21 protein-coding genes are annotated in these 18,613 nt (G+C 66.7%); 10 read left to right on the top strand and 11 right to left on the bottom strand.

The genetic code is table 11. The features are described 5' to 3' along the window. Position 1 precedes the first annotated feature (1 nt). Complete coding sequence (locus tag A39O_RS0116885) at positions 2–628, top strand: N-acetyltransferase (RefSeq protein WP_020505846.1); 627 nt, start codon at positions 2–4, stop codon at positions 626–628. 27 nt (positions 629–655) lie between these two features. Here A39O_RS0116885 and A39O_RS33890 read toward each other — a convergent pair whose 3' ends face one another. Beyond that, the gene (locus tag A39O_RS33890; RefSeq protein ID WP_020505845.1) at positions 656–1,702 is read right to left on the bottom strand and encodes a DNA-binding protein; all 1,047 of its coding nucleotides are present in this window, start codon (positions 1,700–1,702) and stop codon (positions 656–658) included. A gap of 162 nt (positions 1,703–1,864) precedes the next feature. On the opposite strand from A39O_RS33890, the gene A39O_RS0116875 reads away from it, so the two are divergent. Both A39O_RS0116875 and A39O_RS36725 read left to right on the top strand, forming a co-directional pair. Then, on the top strand, positions 1,865–2,821 hold the full coding sequence (locus A39O_RS0116875) for a site-specific integrase (RefSeq protein ID WP_020505844.1): 957 nt from the start codon (positions 1,865–1,867) through the stop codon (positions 2,819–2,821). A 497-nt stretch (positions 2,822–3,318) separates the two neighbouring features. Further along, entirely contained in the window at positions 3,319–4,374 is a 1,056-nt protein-coding gene (locus A39O_RS36725) for a hypothetical protein (protein WP_157640224.1), read from the top strand. A 40-nt stretch (positions 4,375–4,414) separates the two neighbouring features. Here the strand turns inward: A39O_RS36725 and A39O_RS0116865 are convergent, their stop codons facing one another. The 3 genes from A39O_RS0116865 to A39O_RS0116855 are packed head-to-tail and all read right to left on the bottom strand — an operon-like array spanning position 4,415 to position 7,506. Then, positions 4,415–5,758 carry a hypothetical protein gene (locus tag A39O_RS0116865; protein WP_020505842.1) on the bottom strand — a complete coding sequence of 448 codons (1,344 nt, stop codon included), beginning with the start codon at positions 5,756–5,758 and terminating at the stop codon, positions 4,415–4,417. A gap of 30 nt (positions 5,759–5,788) precedes the next feature. After that, complete coding sequence (locus A39O_RS0116860; protein WP_020505841.1) at positions 5,789–6,421, bottom strand: ABC-type transport auxiliary lipoprotein family protein; 633 nt, start codon at positions 6,419–6,421, stop codon at positions 5,789–5,791. Continuing rightward, a complete protein-coding gene (locus A39O_RS0116855; protein ID WP_026199481.1) occupies positions 6,418–7,506 on the bottom strand; it encodes an MlaD family protein in 1,089 nt (362 codons plus the stop codon). The genes A39O_RS0116860 and A39O_RS0116855 overlap by 4 nt, the downstream gene beginning before the upstream one ends. A 165-nt stretch (positions 7,507–7,671) precedes the next feature. Here A39O_RS0116855 and A39O_RS0116850 point away from each other — a divergent pair, with 165 nt between their 5' ends. Further along, the gene (locus A39O_RS0116850) at positions 7,672–9,606 is read left to right on the top strand and encodes an acyl CoA:acetate/3-ketoacid CoA transferase (RefSeq protein ID WP_245561918.1); all 1,935 of its coding nucleotides are present in this window, start codon (positions 7,672–7,674) and stop codon (positions 9,604–9,606) included. 134 nt (positions 9,607–9,740) lie between these two features. Here the strand turns inward: A39O_RS0116850 and A39O_RS0116845 are convergent, their stop codons facing one another. Next, the gene (locus A39O_RS0116845) at positions 9,741–10,214 is read right to left on the bottom strand and encodes a phasin family protein (RefSeq protein ID WP_157640222.1); all 474 of its coding nucleotides are present in this window, start codon (positions 10,212–10,214) and stop codon (positions 9,741–9,743) included. Positions 10,215–10,462: 248 nt separating this feature from the next. Here A39O_RS0116845 and bktB point away from each other — a divergent pair, with 248 nt between their 5' ends. The 3 genes from bktB to A39O_RS40925 all read left to right on the top strand — a co-directional run bounded on the left by bktB (position 10,463) and on the right by A39O_RS40925 (position 12,670). Next, the gene (bktB, locus tag A39O_RS0116840) at positions 10,463–11,647 is read left to right on the top strand and encodes a beta-ketothiolase BktB (RefSeq protein ID WP_020505837.1); all 1,185 of its coding nucleotides are present in this window, start codon (positions 10,463–10,465) and stop codon (positions 11,645–11,647) included. 321 nt (positions 11,648–11,968) lie between these two features. Further along, on the top strand, positions 11,969–12,226 hold the full coding sequence (locus A39O_RS0116835) for a type II toxin-antitoxin system Phd/YefM family antitoxin (protein ID WP_020505836.1): 258 nt from the start codon (positions 11,969–11,971) through the stop codon (positions 12,224–12,226). 117 nt (positions 12,227–12,343) lie between these two features. Next, positions 12,344–12,670: a hypothetical protein gene (locus A39O_RS40925; protein WP_157640219.1), complete on the top strand. Its 327-nt coding sequence runs from the start codon at positions 12,344–12,346 to the stop codon at positions 12,668–12,670. Here A39O_RS40925 and A39O_RS0116830 read toward each other — a convergent pair. From A39O_RS0116830 to A39O_RS0116805, 6 genes are all read right to left on the bottom strand, one after another. Then, positions 12,612–13,409 (bottom strand): ATP-binding cassette domain-containing protein, encoded by a 798-nt coding sequence (locus tag A39O_RS0116830; RefSeq protein WP_020505835.1) that lies wholly within the window; start codon positions 13,407–13,409, stop codon positions 12,612–12,614. The genes A39O_RS40925 and A39O_RS0116830 overlap by 59 nt on opposite strands. Beyond that, on the bottom strand, positions 13,406–14,218 hold the full coding sequence (locus A39O_RS0116825) for an MlaE family ABC transporter permease (RefSeq protein WP_020505834.1): 813 nt from the start codon (positions 14,216–14,218) through the stop codon (positions 13,406–13,408). Before A39O_RS0116825 ends, A39O_RS0116830 begins: the two co-directional genes overlap by 4 nt. A 350-nt stretch (positions 14,219–14,568) precedes the next feature. Further along, positions 14,569–16,023, bottom strand: a complete 1,455-nt coding sequence (rng, locus tag A39O_RS0116820) for a ribonuclease G (RefSeq protein WP_020505833.1) — start codon at positions 16,021–16,023, stop codon at positions 14,569–14,571. Further along, complete coding sequence (locus A39O_RS0116815; protein WP_020505832.1) at positions 16,020–16,673, bottom strand: Maf family protein; 654 nt, start codon at positions 16,671–16,673, stop codon at positions 16,020–16,022. Before A39O_RS0116815 ends, rng begins: the two co-directional genes overlap by 4 nt. 237 nt (positions 16,674–16,910) lie before the next feature. Next, positions 16,911–17,381 (bottom strand): 23S rRNA (pseudouridine(1915)-N(3))-methyltransferase RlmH, encoded by a 471-nt coding sequence (rlmH, locus tag A39O_RS0116810; RefSeq protein ID WP_020505831.1) that lies wholly within the window; start codon positions 17,379–17,381, stop codon positions 16,911–16,913. Positions 17,382–17,396: 15 nt separating this feature from the next. After that, positions 17,397–17,633 carry a hypothetical protein gene (locus A39O_RS0116805; protein WP_026199480.1) on the bottom strand — a complete coding sequence of 79 codons (237 nt, stop codon included), beginning with the start codon at positions 17,631–17,633 and terminating at the stop codon, positions 17,397–17,399. Between the two features lie 108 nt (positions 17,634–17,741). Here A39O_RS0116805 and A39O_RS33875 point away from each other — a divergent pair, with 108 nt between their 5' ends. From A39O_RS33875 to A39O_RS0116790, 3 genes are all read left to right on the top strand, one after another. Continuing rightward, positions 17,742–18,068: a type II toxin-antitoxin system RelE/ParE family toxin gene (locus tag A39O_RS33875; protein WP_157640217.1), complete on the top strand. Its 327-nt coding sequence runs from the start codon at positions 17,742–17,744 to the stop codon at positions 18,066–18,068. After that, on the top strand, positions 18,061–18,315 hold the full coding sequence (locus A39O_RS33870) for a helix-turn-helix domain-containing protein (protein WP_245561917.1): 255 nt from the start codon (positions 18,061–18,063) through the stop codon (positions 18,313–18,315). The genes A39O_RS33875 and A39O_RS33870 overlap by 8 nt, the downstream gene beginning before the upstream one ends. Positions 18,316–18,404: 89 nt before the next feature. Then, positions 18,405–18,613: IS3 family transposase (locus A39O_RS0116790; RefSeq protein WP_020505828.1), on the top strand; the 209-nt coding region annotated here is incomplete at its 3' end.

Below are 18,613 nucleotides of genomic sequence, written 5' to 3'. Positions count from 1 at the left end.
GATGACCGACAGGTTCCACATTGATGCAGCGACCGTGCGCGATCTGCCGTGCATCATGGCGCTTGAACGCCGTGGTTTCGCACGCGAGATCGTCGAGCATCACAGGGTGTTCCGGCGGCGCTTGGCGACCTTCCCCGAGGGCTTTCTGGTCTTACGCGATGACGCCACGCGCCGGGCGCGGGGCTATCTGGTGACGGAACGGTGGGCGACCGATCCGGACGTCGACCCGGCGTCGTACGCCCTGGGTCACCATCCCGCGCCCAGGTATTCGCCGTCCGGCCCGGTCCTGTATGTCGCCTCAATGACGATTGAGCCGGCACTGCGCGGGCGCCGACTCGGTGCCTTCTTGTTCCGTGAAGGCCGGGCGCGGATCCTGCGAAATGTCGGCGGCATCGAACGCGAGCTACTGATCGTCCATGATGCTTGGCAAGCGGCGCAGCAGTTGTACGCATCTGAGGGGTTTGTCGTACGCGCGGTGCTCCCGGCGTTTTTTCCTGCAGTGGCCGCCGGTCGCGAGTCGGCCGGTGGGTCGTCGACGGCAGCACTGCTCATGGAGCGCAACCTCCCGCGCAACGAGGTCGCCACTTCGGCGAATCCGCTACCCGCAGCCGCGTTCCCGTGTCCATAGTTGCTCCATGGCCGAGCACGATCAGTCCTACGAACTCCGGTTCGCCTCCAACGGCTCCGCCGCGGATCGCAGGTCCAGCGCGTCGAGCCGCCGCGCCAGGTCGCCGTACAGGGATTCCTGCGCCGCGAGCCGGGCCTGGAGCCCGCACGCGATTCCCTCCTGCGTCGCCAGGGCCTGCCGTAGCGCGCGCTCCTCGGCGACCAGCGCCGCGCGTGCCCCCTCGGCGACCGTCAGTTGCTCGGCCAGCGCGGCTTGTTCGGCTTCCAGCCGCGCCTGGCTGGCGACGAGATCGTCGCGGGTCTGCCGGGTCACGCGCAGGGTCTCGTGGGTCTCGCGCAACTCCCGGCGCGACTCGGCCAGCTCGGCGGACAGCCGGGCGGTGTCCTGGCTGAGCCGGGTCACGGCGTCCTGTTTGACGACCAGGGTCTGGGCGAGCTGGCGCAGCTCCGCCTGGACCTGCTGGACCTGGGTCTCGTGGCGGCGCTGGTCCAGATCGCGTTGATCTTTCACCGATTGCCGGTAATGCTCCAGGGCATCCCGCGCGTGCCTGTGTTGCTCTTCCAGGGAGGCGCTGTGCCGTGCATGCTCTTCCAGCCGCACGGTGAGTGCCGCGTTTTCGTTCGCGGTCGTCGCGCTGCGGATACGCTCCTGCTGCAAGGCCCCTTGAGTCGCCGCGTGGGCCTCGCGCTCGGCGTCCAGTGCGGCGGCGAATTGCCCGGCCTGCGCCTGGATGTCGCCGAGCGCCTGCGCCAGCCGGGCGATCTCGGTGCGCTGCGCGCTTGCCTCGGTGGTATGGCGCGTCTCGGCGGCGGCCACCACGGCGCGGGCCTCGTCCAGTAGTTGCCGGGCCAGCCCCGCGACGGTGGTGCGCAGGGTCTCACTCAGCAAGGGCTCGTCGTCGAGGCGCGTGCCGTCTTCCCGCGCCAGTTCCTGGAGGTAGCGGTGCAGCGTGCTCTTGGAGCCGGTGTTGCCCAACTCCACCCGGACCGCGTCGATCGAGGGGTTTTCACCGCGGGCGACCAGCGCATCGCGGGCCTGCTGTACCCGAAATTTCGAAATACCCGCGCGCGCCATCGGACCTCCGGAAACATCATACCGTAGTACATACGGGCGAATTACAGTCTATCATGCCGGGGTCCAAGCGTCGGCCCTGGTCGGCGGATAACATGCGATAATCCCCGCTCATTGCATTGATCATCGAGCCGATTCGCCGGCCGATTGCTCTGAGAACTACCCATGACTGACCTTGACCGTTATGTCGCGGCGGCAGAGCGTGAGCACACCCGCCGCAGCTACGCGTCGGCCGTCCGTCACTTCGAAGAGACCTGGGGCGGCTTCCTCCCGGCGACCGCCGAGGCGGTGGCCCGGTATCTGGCCGCACATGCCGAGTCGCTGGCGCTCAATACGCTGAAACTGCGGCTGGCCGCGCTTGCGCAGTGGCATCGCGATCAAGGCTTTGCCGATCCCACCAAGGCGCCGCTGGTGCGCCAGGTGCTGAAGGGGATCGGGGCCTTGCACCCGGCCCGCGAGCAGCGCGCTCTGCCGCTGCCGCTGGCGGAACTGACGCGCATCGACGCCTGGCTCGCCGCGGAGATCCTGCGCGCGGCCGACGCGGCGGCGCGTGCCGATCAGTTGCGGGCGCTGCGTGACCGCGCGCTGATTCTGCTCGGATTCTGGCGGGCTTTTCGCAGCGACGAGCTGAGCCGGCTGTGCATCCAGGACATCACGGCGGTGCCCGGCGAGGGACTGACACTCTATCTGACCCGCACCAAGACGGATCGCGGCTCAGCGGGCACCGCCTTCAAAGTCCCCGCCTTGTCGCGCCTGTGCCCGGTGCAGGCCTATTCGGCGTGGATCGACGCGACGCAACTGACCGACGGACCGGTCTTTCGACGCATCGACGCGCATGGTCACCTGGGCCCGACGTCCTTGCACCCAAATAGCCTGATACCGGTGTTGCGCCACTGCTTCGCCGCGGCCGGCGTACCCGAACCCGACCGCTACAGCGGCCACTCACTGCGGCGCGGTTTCGCCACCTGGGCCAGCGCCCATCAATGGGACGTCAAGGACCTGATGGAGTATGTCGGGTGGAAGGACCCCGCCTCGGCCCTGCGCTACATCGAGCGCGACGACGCCTTCGGCCGCCGACGCATTGAGCAGGGCCTGGCCGGAGATGCCCCCGCGAGCATCTAGCCCGCGGCGCGGCTCCCGAATACCCGCGGCTGCCGCGTGGTGTTCTTTGTCGCGTGCAATCGCGCCCTCTGTGATAAAATTCAATATCTTGGCGAACATCCTTACGGTCGCCTGTGTTTATTACGCGTGTTGTTCGGTTGGAGGTCAACGTGAAGGGGCGTTCGTTTGCGATTCTTGGTTGGTGCCTGCTCGGCATCGGGTTACTGTCCGGTTGCGCCGGGAACCAGTTGGTGTCCGATGGCTTTGATGCGACCAACCGTCCACAGTTGTTCTTCCCCGGAGCCAACCGCGCTGAGGTCAAGGGCCTGGCCATGGGTTCGGCACGGACCAAGGGCTGGAGCATCGTCCAGTCCAGAGACGATCGGCTGGTCATGCAGCGCCCCGTCGACCCGTCCTCACCGTCGGCACTCGCCCTCGCGCCGGCCACGAGCAGCGTACCGCCGGTCATCGAGGTTACATCAGCGTTCATTGAGCAGTCCGGAGGAGTGAATGTCGCCTTGGGCGCCGCCCTGATCAGCCAACCTCCGGGCGAAAAAGCACCCAAACGGATCGACTACACCGAGAACTACCGGGACGCGCTCACGCAATCACTCGAATCACTTCGTTCGAACTGGACGGCCAACCGGCAGCGGGTGGCCAACGCGATGCCGACCCTCTCCCCGAAGTCCGACCCGGTTCCCAATACCGCCGTGGAGAACAACCCGCTGGTGCAGGCATGGGGTGAGACTGTCGCCGCGACGACCCCGTCAGGAGCAGGCGCATCCGGGAGCGCCGACGCGCCGACGGCAGTGTTGGAGCGCACCCCGACGGAAGCGGCGCCGGCACCTGAGCGCGCCGCGGCGTCGCTCACCCCCACGCCGGAACCCACGACTCCAGCCTCCTCGGGATTGCAGTGGTCGACCTCAACCCCGGCACCGGTGGTTGACGGCAGCAGTGCGCTCGCCGGCGGCGACCTGATGGCCGCCCCCACCCCGGTGCCCGTGGCGCGCGCGATGCCGCTGCCGCAGCCGGTACCTGAGCCGGCGGCCGTACCGAAGGAAGCCAAAGTCGCCAAACCCGAGGCAACGACTGCCAAGACCCCGTCGAAGACCGCGGCGCCCGCGGCAAAGGCCGCCAAAGCCGAGCCGCGGACCGCAAAACCAGCGGCGCAGACCGCGAAGGTCGCGTCGAAACCGGCAACGCCTGGTACAAAAACCGCTAAGACCGACGCCAAGACAGCCAAATCAGAGCCAAAAAGCGTCAAGACCGAGTCCAAGGCGACCAAGCCCGCCGCGAAGATCGCCAAGACCGATCCCAAGGCAGCGAAACCCGAGGCAAAGATCGCCAAAGCCGATACCAAGACGGCCAAACCCCCGCCAAAGAACGCCAAGACCGACGCTAAGGCAGCCAAACCCGACGCAAAGAGCGTCAAAGCCGATACCAAGACGGCCAAACCCGAACCAAAGAACGCAAAGACCAATAACAAGGCCGCCAAACCCGAGCCAAAGAACGCCAAGACCGATTCCAAGGCGGCTAAGCCGAACGCGAAGAGCGCCAAAACCGGCAAGTCCTGACCGGGGCGGCACAAAGGGTCTGCCTAAATTCGGCAGTTGCTCACACCCACCCCCGTTCGAAATCGACAAAACGGCGGATCGGCAGGCCAGCGGTGACCGCATCCGCACCCGGCGCATCCCGATTGAAACAGGCGAAGGCGCGCTGGAAGCGGGCCCGCTGCCGCCATTGCGCCAAGCTGAAGGTCCCCTGAGCGCGCAGGACGCGCACGCTGGGCACGCCGCCCAAGGTCAGCAATCCGGCCCCGCCGATCCCGGAGAACAAGCGGGGCTGAATGATGAGATGAACCACCGGCGCCTCGGCAAGGCCGTGCGCGGACGGCCGGGGGGCATGGAGATTCAGCGCATAAGCGGGATGGTTGAGGGTCATCAGGTCCATCCGCACCGCCGGGGATGCGCGCGCCAGCCGGGCGGCCGAGCGCGGCGTGAGCGAACGCAGACCCGCGGCCAGGCACTCGAGCCCGTCCCGAACGCCTGACGTGAAGGGTCCGGCGAGGATACGCGCGCTGATGTCGCGCCGCGGCAGCAAGGGGTGACGCTGCCAGGGCGGCGGCGGCTCCCGCTCACCGGTGAATGACTCGAGCAGGTCGGCCGCCAGCGTCGCGAGTCGGACATGGATGCGGCGGATCAGCGCCTCGAAATCCGGCTCACCCAGCACCGACCAGCCGGGGAGCGCGATCACGCAGCCCAGCGGGCGCTCGCCGACAATGACGGCCGGGGCGGCGGGGGGCAGCAGCGCCGCCCCTGGAAGACCCAGATCCAGCGCGGACAGCGCATCGAAGATCAGGCGCGCGCCCAGGAAGCTGATCGGGTCCAGGGCCTGACGGCGCAGCCGCGCGTCGCGCACGCGCGCCAGGGGTTCGGCACCGGCCAGGGGCGCCAGGGCGGCCGGCGTCCAGTAGAGCAAGTGCAAATGGAACTGCTTGGCGGCCTGTACGCTCTCCCGGTCGACAGTGTGCGGATCGCAGTTCAAGGCCAGGTGCAACTCGCCGCCCGCAAGCCCGAAGTCCTCCACCACCCGCGGCTGCGAGCAGAATCGCACGAAGTTGCCGCCGGTTCGCCAGAGCGCGCGGCCGGTGGCCGCGGCGACGTCAACCGGCGTGGATTTGGCAACGGCCGAGACCTCGGTCAGCATCAAATCGAACAGACTATGCGGCGACGCTTTGTCCACCAGCGCCAGGGTATCGCGTCCGTTGGCACAGGGCATGCTGGCCACGATCCGCCGGGCGAAGCGGACGCGCGGGTCCGGATGGGCCAGTTCGACACCGCGCAACTGGTAGGCGGGCAGCGGTCCCGGGATGGCGAGTTGTCGCCAGGCGACCAGCATGTGCTCCAGACCCACCGGATCGAGGCCGGCGAAGCGGTTGGGATGCAGCGGCTCAGTCATGGGGTGATGGCTGGCCGCTGGCCGCTCCCCTCACGGCCGCGCCGCTCCGTGCAGGCGCGGCTTGACGGACTGGAGATCGCGCACCACCGCGGCCGCCAACCGGGCGCTCAGCCGGTTGAAGGCCGCGATCATGGCGTCCGGCGTGGCGGCGTCGACCGGCTCCTCGCCGCGGTAGTCCCGGGTCGCGACGACGCTGCGGTCATCCGCCCGCACCAGCGCCAGATGGAAGGTCGCCGCCACCCGCGGCGGCTGATCGGTCGGCAGATGCTCGAAGCGTTCCAACTCACCGCCCAGCAGATAATCCGCGCGTGCCCGCTCGGCCGACACCACGACGAACTCGAAGACCCGCGCCGCCCGCAGCGCGGTCACCAGCGCGCGCGCCAAGGCCCGCGCGGGCGGCTCCTCCCACAGCAGATCGTCGTAGCGCTGAGCGACCAGGGGATCCTCACGGGTGCGGAAAGGGATGGCGCGACTCCCCAGGAAGCCGCGGGCCGCCAGGTCGTTCACCACGAGGATCGCCGGAACCGGGGCGCCCGCCGGTCCCTCCAGCACCGCCGGGTCCAGACGATAGAACCGATCGGACTTGATCGGACCGGATGTGCCGCACCCGACGAGGCCCGCCAGGGCGAACAGCACGGCGATCCCGATGCCCGCCCTGATCATTTGAACCACGGCGCCTGTTCCTTGACCTCACGGCCCTTGATGATGGTGGCCGGATCGCGCCGCAATTCGCGCGCGAGGGCCGACAGATTGTGGCTCATGTCGTCAATATTGCTGAGGATCGGAGTCAAGGCGGCAGAGACCTCCTGCAACAGGAATTGGGTATCGTCCAGTGAGCGTTGCAGGGCCGGCTTGTTGTCGCGCACGACCCCCCGGATCTCCTGCGCCAGTTCGCCATATTGCCGCACCGCGCCCTTGACCGCCTCCGTGCTGCCGCCGAGCGTCCCCGAGACCTCGCTCAGATGCCGGGACATCCGCTCGACCGAGTCCAGGATCGCCGCGATCTTTTTCGGGTCCACCGCCGACTCCATGGCCGCGCTCAAGCGCTGCAGGCTCTCGAAGGCGCCGGCCAGACGCTCGCGGTTACCCTCCTGATCCGCACCGGTACCAAGCAGGGCCTCGATGGTCTGGATCTGGGCCTTGATGCTGGCAAGCGCCGGGGCGATGGTCTCCGTGACCACCAGCGCGAGCCCATCCGTCAGCTCACTCAGCTTGGCCAGCAAATCCGCCTCCCGGCCCTCGGCATCGATGATGGCGCCGCTGGCCAGCAGTGACGGCGAGGCGCCGGGATGGATCTTGACGGCATCGCCCTGGAGCAGACCGGCCGCACCGATCCGGGCCAGGCTGTCGACCGGCACCGGCCAGTCGTTCTTGATGCGCAGTGAGGCGCGGAAACACGGCAGGGCCGGGGAGCGCGACGCGCCCATCGGCGGTGCCGGACAGCGCGCCGCAGCGGCGTCCCGCCCCGGAAAGAGCGGGGAGACGCTCTCCACGATACCGATGACATAGCCTTCCTGGATCACCTGGATGCCCTCGGTGAGCCCCTGCGCCTCCAGAAAATAGGCGTGCAGCCGATAGGTTCCGCCAAAGAACCCGGGCATCACCAGGGCCAGTGCGGCGATGGCGATAGCCGCCATGGCGATGACGAACAGCCCCGAGTAAAGGAGGTCGCGGCGGCGCCCGCGCGCCTGGCGCTTGCCGGGTGCGCCGATCTCCGGGGGCGAATAGAGTCGTTCCAGGCGGCTCATCGCGGCGGGCTCACGGACGTTGAAACGGGTGTGCGCAGAGTAACCGAAATTGCCCGGGCGGCGGCCGGCTTCGGTGCGCCGGTGCTGGACAGCCGCGCCGCCCGGCAGCATCCTTCGCCCACGCACACCAAATCAACGGCCTTGCGCCCAGCGCGGAGACGGAGCATGAGCACGACACACCCGGCATTGCAATCCCCGGACCTCGACGGTATGGGCAAGGTGGTCACGGCGCGCGCGGCGGTGCGTCTGATCCAGACCGGCGATACCCTGGCGACCGGCGGATTCGTCGGCATCGGTTTCGCCGAGGGTCTGGCCGTCGCCCTGGAGGAACGCTTCCTGGAAACCGACGAGCCGCGCGATCTGACCCTGATCTACGCCGCCGGCCAGGGCGACGGCGGCGAGCGCGGGCTCAACCATTTGGCCCATCCCGGCCTGCTGCGGCGTGTCATCGGCGGCCATTGGGGACTGGCCCCCAAGCTCGGCCGACTGGCTGCGGCAAACCAGGTGGAGGCCTACAATCTGCCCCAGGGCGTCATCTCGCACTGGTTCCGGGAGGTCGCCGGCAAGCGTCCGGGGGTGATTTCCCGGATCGGGCTCGGCACTTTCGTCGACCCCCGCAACGGCGGCGGCAAGCTCAATAGCCGCACCACGCAGGACCTCGTGGAACTGATGAACATCCACGGTGAAGAGTACCTGTTCTACCCGAGCCGGCCGGTGAACGTCGCGCTGCTGCGCGGCACCACCGGCGACGCCGACGGCAATATCACGATGGAGAAGGAGGCGCTGTTCCTGGAGGCACTGGCCATCGCCGGCGCCGCCCACAACTCGGGGGGCCTGGTCATCGTCCAGGTCGAGCGGCTCGCCGCGCGCGGCACGCTGCCGGCCAAGGCGGTGAAAATCCCCGGCATCCTGGTGGACTGCGTCGTGGTCGCGCCGGCCCCGGAGCATCATTGGCAGACCTTCGCCACCCCGTACAACGCCGCCTTCGGCAGCGAGGTCCGGGTGCCGATGCAGTCGATCGCCGCCATGCCCATGGGCGCCCGCAAGATCATCGCCCGGCGCGCCGCCTGCGAACTCAAGCCCAACAGCGTCGTCAACCTGGGAATCGGCATGCCCGAGGGGGTGGCCAGTGTCGCCAACGAGGAGCGCATCCTCGAACTGCTGACCCTCACCACCGAGCCCGGAACCATCGGCGGGCTGCCCGCCGGAGGGCTCAACTTCGGCGCCGCAACCAACGCTCAGGCGATCATCGATCAGCCATCCCAGTTCGATTTTTATGACGGCGGCGGGCTGGATCTGGCCTGTCTTGGTCTGGCCCAGGTCGACCGCGAGGGCAATGTCAACGTCAGTAAATTCGGACCCAAGCTGGCCGGGGCCGGGGGCTTCATCAATATCAGCCAGCGCGCCCGGACGCTGATCTTCGTCGGGACCTTCAGCGCCGGCAAGTGCCGCTACGAGGTCGCGGACGGGCAACTCCACATCGACGAGGAGAGCCATGCGTCCAAGTTCGTCCAACAGGTGGAACACCGCACTTACAGCGGACCCCATGCCGCGGCCAAGGGCCAACCGGTGCTCTATGTGACCGAACGCTGCGTCCTGCGCCTGCGTCCGGACGGACTGGAATTGATCGAGATCGCCCCGGGGCTGGACCTCGAACGCGATATTCTGGCGCGGATGGACTTCGCACCCATCATCGATCAGCCGCCCCGGCTGATGGACGCGCGCATCTTCCGACCCGAACCGATGGGGATTCGCACCGACCAGCACGCGGTTCCACTCACCGAGCGCCTGGCCTACGCGCCGCACGGGCGCCTGTTCTTCATCGACCTGGAACGGCTGACCATCAAGACTCAGGCGGACATCGACGCGCTGCAAGCCGCCGTGAGCACCCTCCTGACGCCCATGAATCATCGCGTGCACGCGATCGTCAACCGCGATCACCTGAGCATGCCACCCGACCTGGAGGCCGCCTACCACGCCATGACGGCGGACCTGTACGCGTGTTTCTATGCCGACATCACCCGCTACACCACGAGCGCTTTCCTGCGCCTGAAGCGCGGCCAGACCCTGGCCGTGCCGACCAACGACGCGCCTGAGTAAGCCGCGCGGACCGGGTCAGGCGGGCGGTCCGCACAGCGGACCCTACGGTAAAACATTGATCCGTAGGGTCCGCTGTGCGGACCGACGACCGCGCAATGCCGGGCGGGGTGTCGCCACCGCGCCCGGCGGCGGGATCAGGTCTTGTCGCCGGCCTTCGTCATCAGGCTCTGCAGTTCAGCCAGACCGTCGTTCATCCGCGTCTGGATGATCTCCAGGGACGCGGTGTTGGACTTGGTCATCATGTCCGCCAGTTCCTTCATGTTGGCGGCGGCCTTGTCGAACGTCTGCTTGGCGATTTCAGCCTGGCGCGCGGCAAGTTCCTGGGCATCTTTGGCCGAGGACAGCTCGGTACCGACGACGCGCACCTGCTCCAGGGCGTCCTTGACGATCTCGGCCTGACGCTTGACCAGGGCCAGCATCCCCTCGTTGGCGACCCGCGTGGCCGAGGTCACGGCCTCGACGTTCTTGCGGTAAGCCGCCATCATCGCATCCATATCCAGGCCAGGTATTTTCATCTGTTTGAATATCGTCTCAAAATCGCCAAAAGGGTTCTTGGTATCAGACATTTTAGGGTCTCCTTCGGTTGGTTGATTCGCCGCGTCGAGCACGGCAACTCGGTGGGACTTTATTTTAACCTGTCCCATGGGTCAAATCAGGGTCATTACGCACATCAGTTCCAGATCGGAATTGCCGGCGGGACACGCAAGACACTTGCAGGAAACCGGCGCCTCTTGCAGGATGTCTGGTCCCGTGACCCCATCCGGCCGACCGAGGGGATGGAACGATCGAGACCGGCCCTCCCCAGGCAACCGGAAATACCAAGAAACCACCAACAATATCGAGGAGTGAAGACAACATGAGTCATCCCGAAATCGCCCTGCTCTCCGGCGTACGCACCGCGATCGGCGACTACGGCGGGGCCCTCAAGGATGTTCCGCCCACCCAACTCGGCGCCCTGGTGATCCGCGAGGCCATCGCCCGCTCCGGGGTCCCCGCCGCCGAATTCCAGGCCTGCGTCTTCGGCAACGTGATCCATACCGAGCCCAAAGACATGTATCTGTCGCGGGTGTCGTCCGTCATGGCCGGCCTGCCCCACGAGAGCCAGGCCTTCACCCTCAACCGGCTCTGCGGCTCCGGCCTGCAGGCCATCGTCTGCGCCGCCCAGCAAATCCTGCTTGGCGACCTGCAGATCGCGGTCGCCGGCGGGGCCGAGAGCATGTCCCGCGGGCTCTACGGCCTGGCCACCGCCCGCTGGGGCCAGCGCATGGGTGACGGCACCATGATGGACATGATGGTCGGCGCACTGACCGACCCCTTCGACACCATCCACATGGGCATCACCGCCGAGAACGTGGCCGCGCACTACCAGGTCAACCGCGCGGACCAGGACGCGCTGGCCGTGCTGTCGCACCAACGCGCCGCCGCCGCCCAGGCCGCCGGTCGCTTCAAAGACCAGATCGTCCCGGTCGAGCTCAAGACCCGCAAGGGCGTCACCCTGTTCGAGATCGACGAGCATGTGCGCGCCGACGCGAGCCTGGAGGGCATGGCCAAGCTGCGCACCGCCTTCAAGCCCGACGGCACCGTGACCGCCGGTAACGCCTCGGGCATCAATGACGCGGCCGCCGCTGTCGTCGTGATGGACGGCGCCACCGCACGGGCGCGCGGACTCAAACCGATGGCGCGGCTGGTGGGTTACAGCCTGGCCGGCGTCGAGCCCAAGCATATGGGCATCGGCCCCATCCCCGCGGTGCAGCAGGTGCTGGCCAAGACCGGCCTGTCGGTCGCCGACATGGACGTGATCGAGCTCAACGAAGCCTTTGCGGCCCAGGCCCTGGCCTGCACCCGTGAGTTGAAACTGGATGGGGACAAGGTCAACCCGAACGGCTCCGGCATCTCGCTCGGCCACCCCATCGGCGCCACCGGGGCCATCGTCACCGTCAAGGCCATGCATGAGCTGCAGCGCTGCGGCGGGCGTTACGCACTGATCTCCATGTGCATCGGCGGCGGCCAGGGCATCGCGGCGATCATCGAACGCTGGTAGGACGGGGCACCCGGCACGTCCGGGTGAAGCCTGATACCCCGTTTAATCGTCAGTTGCACCGTCATTCCGGCAGGATGCCGGAATCCAGCACCACGGATGGTACTTTGCGACAAGCGCGGACCAGCAAGACAAGACGGAACGCCCTACCAGCACCGCGTCGGTCACTGAACGACTCCGACCGGTGTGAGACTCAGGCAGGCAACGTGAAGCCAGCGGCTTCGCGTCGCCTTTTTTCGTCGCCGCGCCGGGCGCTTCTCCCATCTCTTACGACCCCACGGCGTGCTAATCTGGTCATACGACGCGTCATCCGCGGAGACTTCTGTGCAGATCCGGCCGGTGCAAGAAGCGAAAGCGCGCTTCAGCGAACTCCTCGATACCTGTCTGGCGGAGGGTCCGCAAATCGTTACCAGGCGGGGGGTGGAGGCGGCGGGGCTGGTGCCCGTCGATGAATGGCGGCGGCTCACGGCAGCAGCCAGACCCTCGCTGAAGGAACAGTTGCTGCAGGAGTCGGCACGGGCCAATTTTTCCATTCCCGTGCGCGGCAATGCCCGCAGACGCCCGGTGACCGCACTGGGTTGAGCAACGTGTACCTGTTGGACACCAACGTCGTCTCGGAATTGCGCAAGCCCAAGCCGCATGGTTTTGGTATTTTTTCCTTCGCGGCACTCGTTTCCGGAGAACACTGGAGGAATGTCGATGAACGCGCTCTTCGTTGGCCTGCCGCTGCTGATCATCGTCATCACGCTGCTTATCTGGTTTGCGGGACTGCAGGCCAAGCGTGCCGACTTCATACGAACCTACAGCTTTCCGGCCGGTCTGGCCGACCGACTCGGTACCCATTACCCTCAACTGACCGCACCGGATCGCCAACTGGTCGAGGCCGCACTGCGCCAGTTTTTTCTCGCCTATCTCAAGGGCGGACGCAAGTTCGTCTCCATGCCGTCACAGTCGGCAGAACAGGCAGTCAGGGCCGCCCCGTCAAGATATAGCGCAGATCAAGCCGCTCGGGCAGCACCGCCGTGAGTTCGCTCGGTGACCCCCAAAAAGCCATGTGGCCGCGTTCCAAGACCGCGATGCAGTCACAGGCGTCGCCTAAGGCGTCCGCCCGGTTGTCCGTGGCAATCAGGGTCAGGCGGCGAGTCTCGCGCTGCGCCCGCAGCACCTGGAGCGTCTCGATGGCCGCGGCCGGGTCCAGTCCATCGGTGAGCCCATCCCACACCAGCAGACTCGGCCCGCTGATCAGCGCGCGGGCCAATTCGACCTGACGCCGCTGACCAAGCGAGAGCGCACGCGGCAGGTGATTCTCCAATCCGTCCAGGCGCAGCGTGGCGATCACCAGCCGCGCCGCACGGGCCTGCTGCGCCCTACCGCCGGGCAGGTCGCGCAGGGGCAGCAACAGGTTCTCGATCACGCTGCGATGTTCCAGCAATGAGCCGCCCTGGAGCACGGCGCCCATGCGTCCGCGCAACGCGGTCATGGCGCGGACGCTCAGGCCTTGCAGATCCTCGCCCAGGACGCGCACCGACCCCGCGGACGGCGTGTCCAGGCCCAGGATCAGGCGCGTCAACAGACTCTTGCCCGCGCCGTTGGGACCGACGATCAGGAGCCAGGCCCCGCGCGGCACCCGCAGGTTGATCTCCGCCAGAGCACAGTGCCCGCCGACATGTTGATAGACACCGGTCAGTTCCAGCGCCCACTCCGGAGCCGGAGCAGACTCCGTGAGCACGTCCGCCGTTGCGTCCGGACCGGATGCCGCGCTCACTGACGCACCAGCAGGATGATCACCAGGTCGGCGATGAGGATGATGGTGACCGCGCCGATCATGGTCCGGGTGGCCGCCTCGCCGATGTTCAGGGGATCACGGCCCGCGGCCGTGCCGTTGACCGTGGCGATGAGTGCGATGAGCAGCGCGAAGAGCATGGGTTTGAGGATGGCTTCAAGCAGATCCCCCGGACCCAGGGCGCCGGCCAGTGAATCCAGAAACAGTGCCGGCGGGACATTCGCGACCAGCCACAGCCACAGGAAAGTCGCGGCGAAGGTGACCAGACTGCCCCACACCGCAAAGGCGAAACTCATGATCAGCATGGCCAGCAGCGCCGGGGCCAGGGTGTAGGTCAGCGGGTCGATCCCGGTGATCAGCAATCCATCCACCTCGCCCCGCACCGAGAGCGCGGCCTGACGCACCGCCAGGGCCACCCCGGCCCGGCCCGCCACCAGAATGCCGACCAGAATCGGCACCAACTCCATGACCAGCGCGTAGTTGATCGACAACAGCACCAGTCCGGGCAGGTTGAATCGCTCCAGAATCGACTCGGTCTGATGGCCCAGGATGGCGCCGGCGACGATCCCAACCAGGGTCATGGCCGGGAGGATGGTGAGCCCGGACTGGCGCAGCGACCAGGCGAAGGCCGGCAGGTCGAGCCGCCCCCGCCCCACCAGGATTCGCAGATAGAGTCCAAGACAGCGCCGCAACGCCAGGGCCGCGAGGCCCAGGCTCTCGATCCAGCCGAGCGGCCAGGTCCCGGCACGGGGCGGGCGATCGTACGCGTCGCGATTCAGGTTTGCGGCCATCGTCAGGCGGGGCGCCTGAGACAAAAGATCCAACGCATTCCGATCTCCCCCGCCATCGCCTGGTAACGAGTCACGAACAAGTTAAACACAATCGTTGTCGTTCGGAAGATGAATGTCCCCCGTGGGAGCGGCGTCCCGCCGCGATGCGATGCCGCGGTGACCTCGAACGCTGCGGCGGCGCGCCCGGCCCCGTCGCGGCGGGACGCCGCTCCCACAGGGTCGCTGCGCGACCTTTATGGTTTTCTTGTGGCCGGAACGGCGATTAAGGCCCCGGTTGCTGCCGCCTAAATTTGGAACTGCGGGGCTTCCGCATTCTTACTCTCTGTGTCCTCTGTGGTTAATCATCCTCTCTAGATCAAAACGATATCATATTGCTCCTGAGAATAGAGCGCCTCGGCCTGCAGCCGAATGGGTCTGCCGATGAACTCTTCCAACTCGGCCAGATGGGCGGACTCCTCGTCCAGCATCCGGTCCACGACCTCCTGCGAGGCCAGGACCAGCAGGGTCTCGACCTCGAACTGGCGCGATTCGCGCAGGATCTCCCGAAAAATCTCATAACAAGTGGTCTCGGCGGTCTTGACCGAACCGCGCCCGCCGCAGCAGGGGCAGGGCTCGCACAGCACATGCTCCAATGACTCGCGGGTGCGCTTGCGGGTCATCTCCACCAGCCCCAGCGAGGAGACCTCGGTGATGTGGGTCTTGGCGTGATCGCGCGCCAGCGCCTTCTCCAGCGCACGCATGACCTGCCGCTTATGCTCTTCCTCGGTCATGTCGATGAAATCGATGATGATGATGCCGCCCAGATTGCGCAGCCGCAATTGACGGCAGATCGCCTGAGCCGCTTCCAGGTTGGTCTTGAAGATGGTCTCTTCCAGATTGCGATGCCCGACGAAGGCGCCGGTGTTGACATCGATGGTGGTCATGGCCTCGGTCTGATCGATCACCAGATGACCGCCGGATTTCAGACTCACCTTGCGCAGCAGGGCTTTCTTGATCTCCTCCTCCACCCCGTAGAGGTCGAACAGCGGGCGCTCGCCCTGATACTGCTCGATGCGGTCCTTGATCTCCGGGATGTACTTGGCGGCGAAGGGGATCGCTTTCTCGACCATGGCGCGCGAATCGATGCGCACCCGCTCCACCTCCGGGGTGACCAGATCGCGCAGGGCACGCAGGGCCAGCGGCAGATCGTCGTGGATGAGTCCGATCTGGGTGGCCTGGAGACACCGCTCCCGCACCCCGCGCCACAGCTTGGCGAGGAACTCCATGTCCTTCACCAGCGCCTCCTCACCAACGCCCTCCGCGGCCGTGCGGGCAATGAAACCACCCTGACCCGGATGCGCCTCCACATAGCGCGCCAGGATATCGCGCAGGCGGCGGCGCTCCTCCTCGTCCTCGATCTTCTGGGACACCCCGGTACTGGAAAGCGCCGGCATGCATACCAGATAGCGCGAGGCCACCGAGATATTGGTCGTCAGGCGCGCGCCCTTGGTGCCCAAGGGGTCCTTGACCACTTGCACCACCATCTCGTCACCTTCGCGGACCAACTCGTTGATATGCTCGCCGCGCGGCTCACCCTCGGCACCGATGATGTCGGACGCGTGCAGGAAGGCGGCACGATCCAGGCCGATCTCGATGAACGCGGCCTGCATCCCCGGCAGCACCCGCACCACCCGCCCCTTGTAGACATTGCCCACCAGACCGCAGCGTTCGGCGCGCTCGATGATGATCTCGTGCACCACGCCATTCTCCACCACGGCGACCCGGGTCTCCGGCGGGGTCACATTGATCAGGATTTCTTCGCTCATGGGGTCGTCTCGGTGGGAACCTGCGCGATCGGAACGGACGCCCGGACGGCCGTGTTGGGAATGAGTTCGATCCCGGCCTGACCCAGCAGCCGCCCGGTCTCGAACAGCGGCAGGCCCATGACACCGGAATAACTGCCGTTGAGACCGGCGATGAAGAGCGCGCCCAGACCCTGGATGCCGTAGCCCCCGGCCTTATCCTGGGGCTCACCGGTGAGCCAATAACGCAGGCACTCGTCCTGGGTGAGCGACCGGAAGGTCACCCGGCTCTCGGACAGATCGGTCCGCTCCCCGTCCGGCGCAATCAGCGCGACCGCGGTCAACACCCGATGCGAACGCCCGGACAGGGACTGCATCATCGCCAGACAGTCCTCCAGGGTCGTGGGCTTACCCAGGATGTGCTCCCCCACCACGACCGTGGTATCCGCACCCAGCACCGGGCGGGAGTCGCCTGCCGGGAGGGCCGCATGCGCCTGCCGCGCCTTCTCCAGGGCCACGCGCAGCACATAATCCTCCGGGTGCTCGCCGGGGCGGCAGGTCTCGTCGACCTCGGCCTCCACCACCGCGAACCGCACCCCGATCTGGGTCAGGAGCTCGCGCCGGCGGGGCGAGCGGGAGGCCAGGTAAATCTGAGGATCAGCGTCGGACATCATCAACTTAACTTGTCTACCGAACAGTCGCGGGCGGCGAGATTTCGATGAGTATACAGAGCGGTAAAGAACTCCGCCGCCTTCTGCGCGAAGCTCCGTAGGGTCCGCTGTGCGGACCGGACTGCGCAGATCTCCGTAGGGTCCGCCGTGCGAACCCGGACCAACACCCTTGCAGTCGGCGAAATCACCGGGATGAAGATCGGTCGTCCGCCGCGCGGACCAGCACCAGACCGCCGCATCTCAACCCCGATGGTAAGGATGCCCCTTGAGCAAGCTCCAGGCCCGGTAAACCTGTTCGGCCAGGATCACCCGCACCAGTGGATGCGGGAAAGTGAGGCGCGACAACGACCAACACTGATCCGCGCGCTCCAGACAGGCCGGGGCCAACCCATCGGGCCCGCCCACCAGCAGCGCCTGATCCCGTCCGCCGCCCAGCCATCCCGCCAACTGGCGGGCCAACTCCTCGGTGCTCCAGCCCTGGCCCCGCCCATCCAGCGCGACCACCCCCGCCCCCTTCGGAATCGCCTTGAGCAGACGCGCCGCCTCATCCTGCCGGGCCAACTCCGCGCCGCCGGTCTTGCCGCGATGCAGCGGATCCACCTCGATCAGGTGCAGCGCGCACTCCGGGGGCAGGCGTCGGGCATACTCCTGATAACCGGCCTCCACCCAGTCGGGCATCCGGCGCCCGACGCAGATCAGATGGATACGCATCGGCGGCGCGCGTTCTCAGTCCAGGGTCGGCCCCAGAATGACCTCCAGCACCTCGAAGCCGCGCTCCTCCAAGGCATCGATCACATCCTCCACCGGCACCCGCCCGGTCCCCGGCGCGCGCGCGGACTCCAGCGCGGCGATCAGCCCGGTCACCAGGCGATACGCTTCAGTGCTGCCCAGATCGCGCGGCAGCCGCAGCAGGCGCATTCGCGCCGGGTCCGCGTTCGGCAACAGCATGAGTTGTTCGGCCATGGGCATGTCCTCGTGGCGCGGCGGCCGGTTGGCCACCGTTGGTGGGGATCATAGCCGGGGGAGCGCTGGTCCCGCCAATCCGGCAGCGTCGAGTCAGCAGTTCCAAATTTGGACGGCAGCAAGCAGCATGGAACCGTCGGCGGGGCTGAGGGTGGATGGGCGCGCTTATCCAGCCGACGAAACCGACGCTGCAAGCAGCGTGTGGCGCGCCCTAGGCAAGGACGATCAGGAGGATATCGGACCCTGATCCTATACCGCCAGGCGCATCGCGCGTTCTTCGTCTACGGATTCGCCAAGAGCCGGCAGGCAAATATCAGTGACGAGGATGAAGCGGCATTCAAGAAGGCCGCGCGGCACGTCCTGGACCTGACGGACGAACAACTCGCGGCGCTGATCCGGAACGGGCAATTTTCGGAGGTTGACTACGATGACTAAGCAGTACCGCAGCGACGCGCTGGCTTCGATCCACGAAACCATGGAGGCACTCAACGGGGTGGGCGCCATCGACAATCAGACCATGCGCGAGTTCGACGACTCATGCCTGACGCCCATCGCACGCCTCTCGCCCGAGGCCATCCGCGCCCTGCGCGAGCGTGAGCATCTCTCTCAGCCGGTCTTCGCCCGCTACCTCAAAAGCGCCCCGGCGGCCCGGCGCTTCGACTTATCCTCAAGGCCCACGTGACTCAGACTCTCCAGCCAGTGATATTATAGTGGACCCTGAAAACCGGACAGTAATTTAAGCTCGCGTCGAACCAAAAGGGGCATATCATAATGGGCGAAGCGAAGCGCAAGACGTACACGGCATCCTTCAAGGCCAAAGTCGGCCNGGAGGCGATCCGCGGGGTCAAAACGACGAACGAGATCGGACAGGAGCATGGAGTCCATCCGGTCCAGGTGGGGCAGTGGAAAAAGGAGATCCTGGAGCAGGCCGGGACGCTGTTTGAAACCAAGCGTGGACGTCAGAAAGTGGACGATCAGGC

The sequence above is a fragment of the Lamprocystis purpurea DSM 4197 genome (genome assembly GCF_000379525.1).
GTDB classification, from domain to species: Bacteria; Pseudomonadota; Gammaproteobacteria; order Chromatiales; family Chromatiaceae; genus Thiodictyon; species Thiodictyon purpureum.
Note: the sequence above shows the minus strand (reverse complement) of the source record. Positions and strands in the feature narration are given on the sequence as shown.

Coding starts and splice junctions, on each gene's coding strand:
- A39O_RS0116885 (WP_020505846.1), top strand. CDS start 2: ATGACCGACAGGTTCCACATTGATGCAGCGACCGTGCGCGATCTGCCG.
- A39O_RS33890 (WP_020505845.1), bottom strand. CDS start 1,702: ATGGCGCGCGCGGGTATTTCGAAATTTCGGGTACAGCAGGCCCGCGAT.
- A39O_RS0116875 (WP_020505844.1), top strand. CDS start 1,865: ATGACTGACCTTGACCGTTATGTCGCGGCGGCAGAGCGTGAGCACACC.
- A39O_RS0116865 (WP_020505842.1), bottom strand. CDS start 5,758: ATGACTGAGCCGCTGCATCCCAACCGCTTCGCCGGCCTCGATCCGGTG.
- A39O_RS0116860 (WP_020505841.1), bottom strand. CDS start 6,421: ATGATCAGGGCGGGCATCGGGATCGCCGTGCTGTTCGCCCTGGCGGGC.
- A39O_RS0116855 (WP_026199481.1), bottom strand. CDS start 7,506: ATGAGCCGCCTGGAACGACTCTATTCGCCCCCGGAGATCGGCGCACCC.
- A39O_RS0116850 (WP_245561918.1), top strand. CDS start 7,672: ATGAGCACGACACACCCGGCATTGCAATCCCCGGACCTCGACGGTATG.
- bktB (WP_020505837.1), top strand. CDS start 10,463: ATGAGTCATCCCGAAATCGCCCTGCTCTCCGGCGTACGCACCGCGATC.
- A39O_RS40925 (WP_157640219.1), top strand. CDS start 12,344: ATGAACGCGCTCTTCGTTGGCCTGCCGCTGCTGATCATCGTCATCACG.
- A39O_RS0116825 (WP_020505834.1), bottom strand. CDS start 14,218: ATGGCCGCAAACCTGAATCGCGACGCGTACGATCGCCCGCCCCGTGCC.
- rng (WP_020505833.1), bottom strand. CDS start 16,023: ATGAGCGAAGAAATCCTGATCAATGTGACCCCGCCGGAGACCCGGGTC.
- A39O_RS0116815 (WP_020505832.1), bottom strand. CDS start 16,673: ATGATGTCCGACGCTGATCCTCAGATTTACCTGGCCTCCCGCTCGCCC.
- rlmH (WP_020505831.1), bottom strand. CDS start 17,381: ATGCGTATCCATCTGATCTGCGTCGGGCGCCGGATGCCCGACTGGGTG.
- A39O_RS0116805 (WP_026199480.1), bottom strand. CDS start 17,633: ATGGCCGAACAACTCATGCTGTTGCCGAACGCGGACCCGGCGCGAATG.
- A39O_RS33870 (WP_245561917.1), top strand. CDS start 18,061: ATGACTAAGCAGTACCGCAGCGACGCGCTGGCTTCGATCCACGAAACC.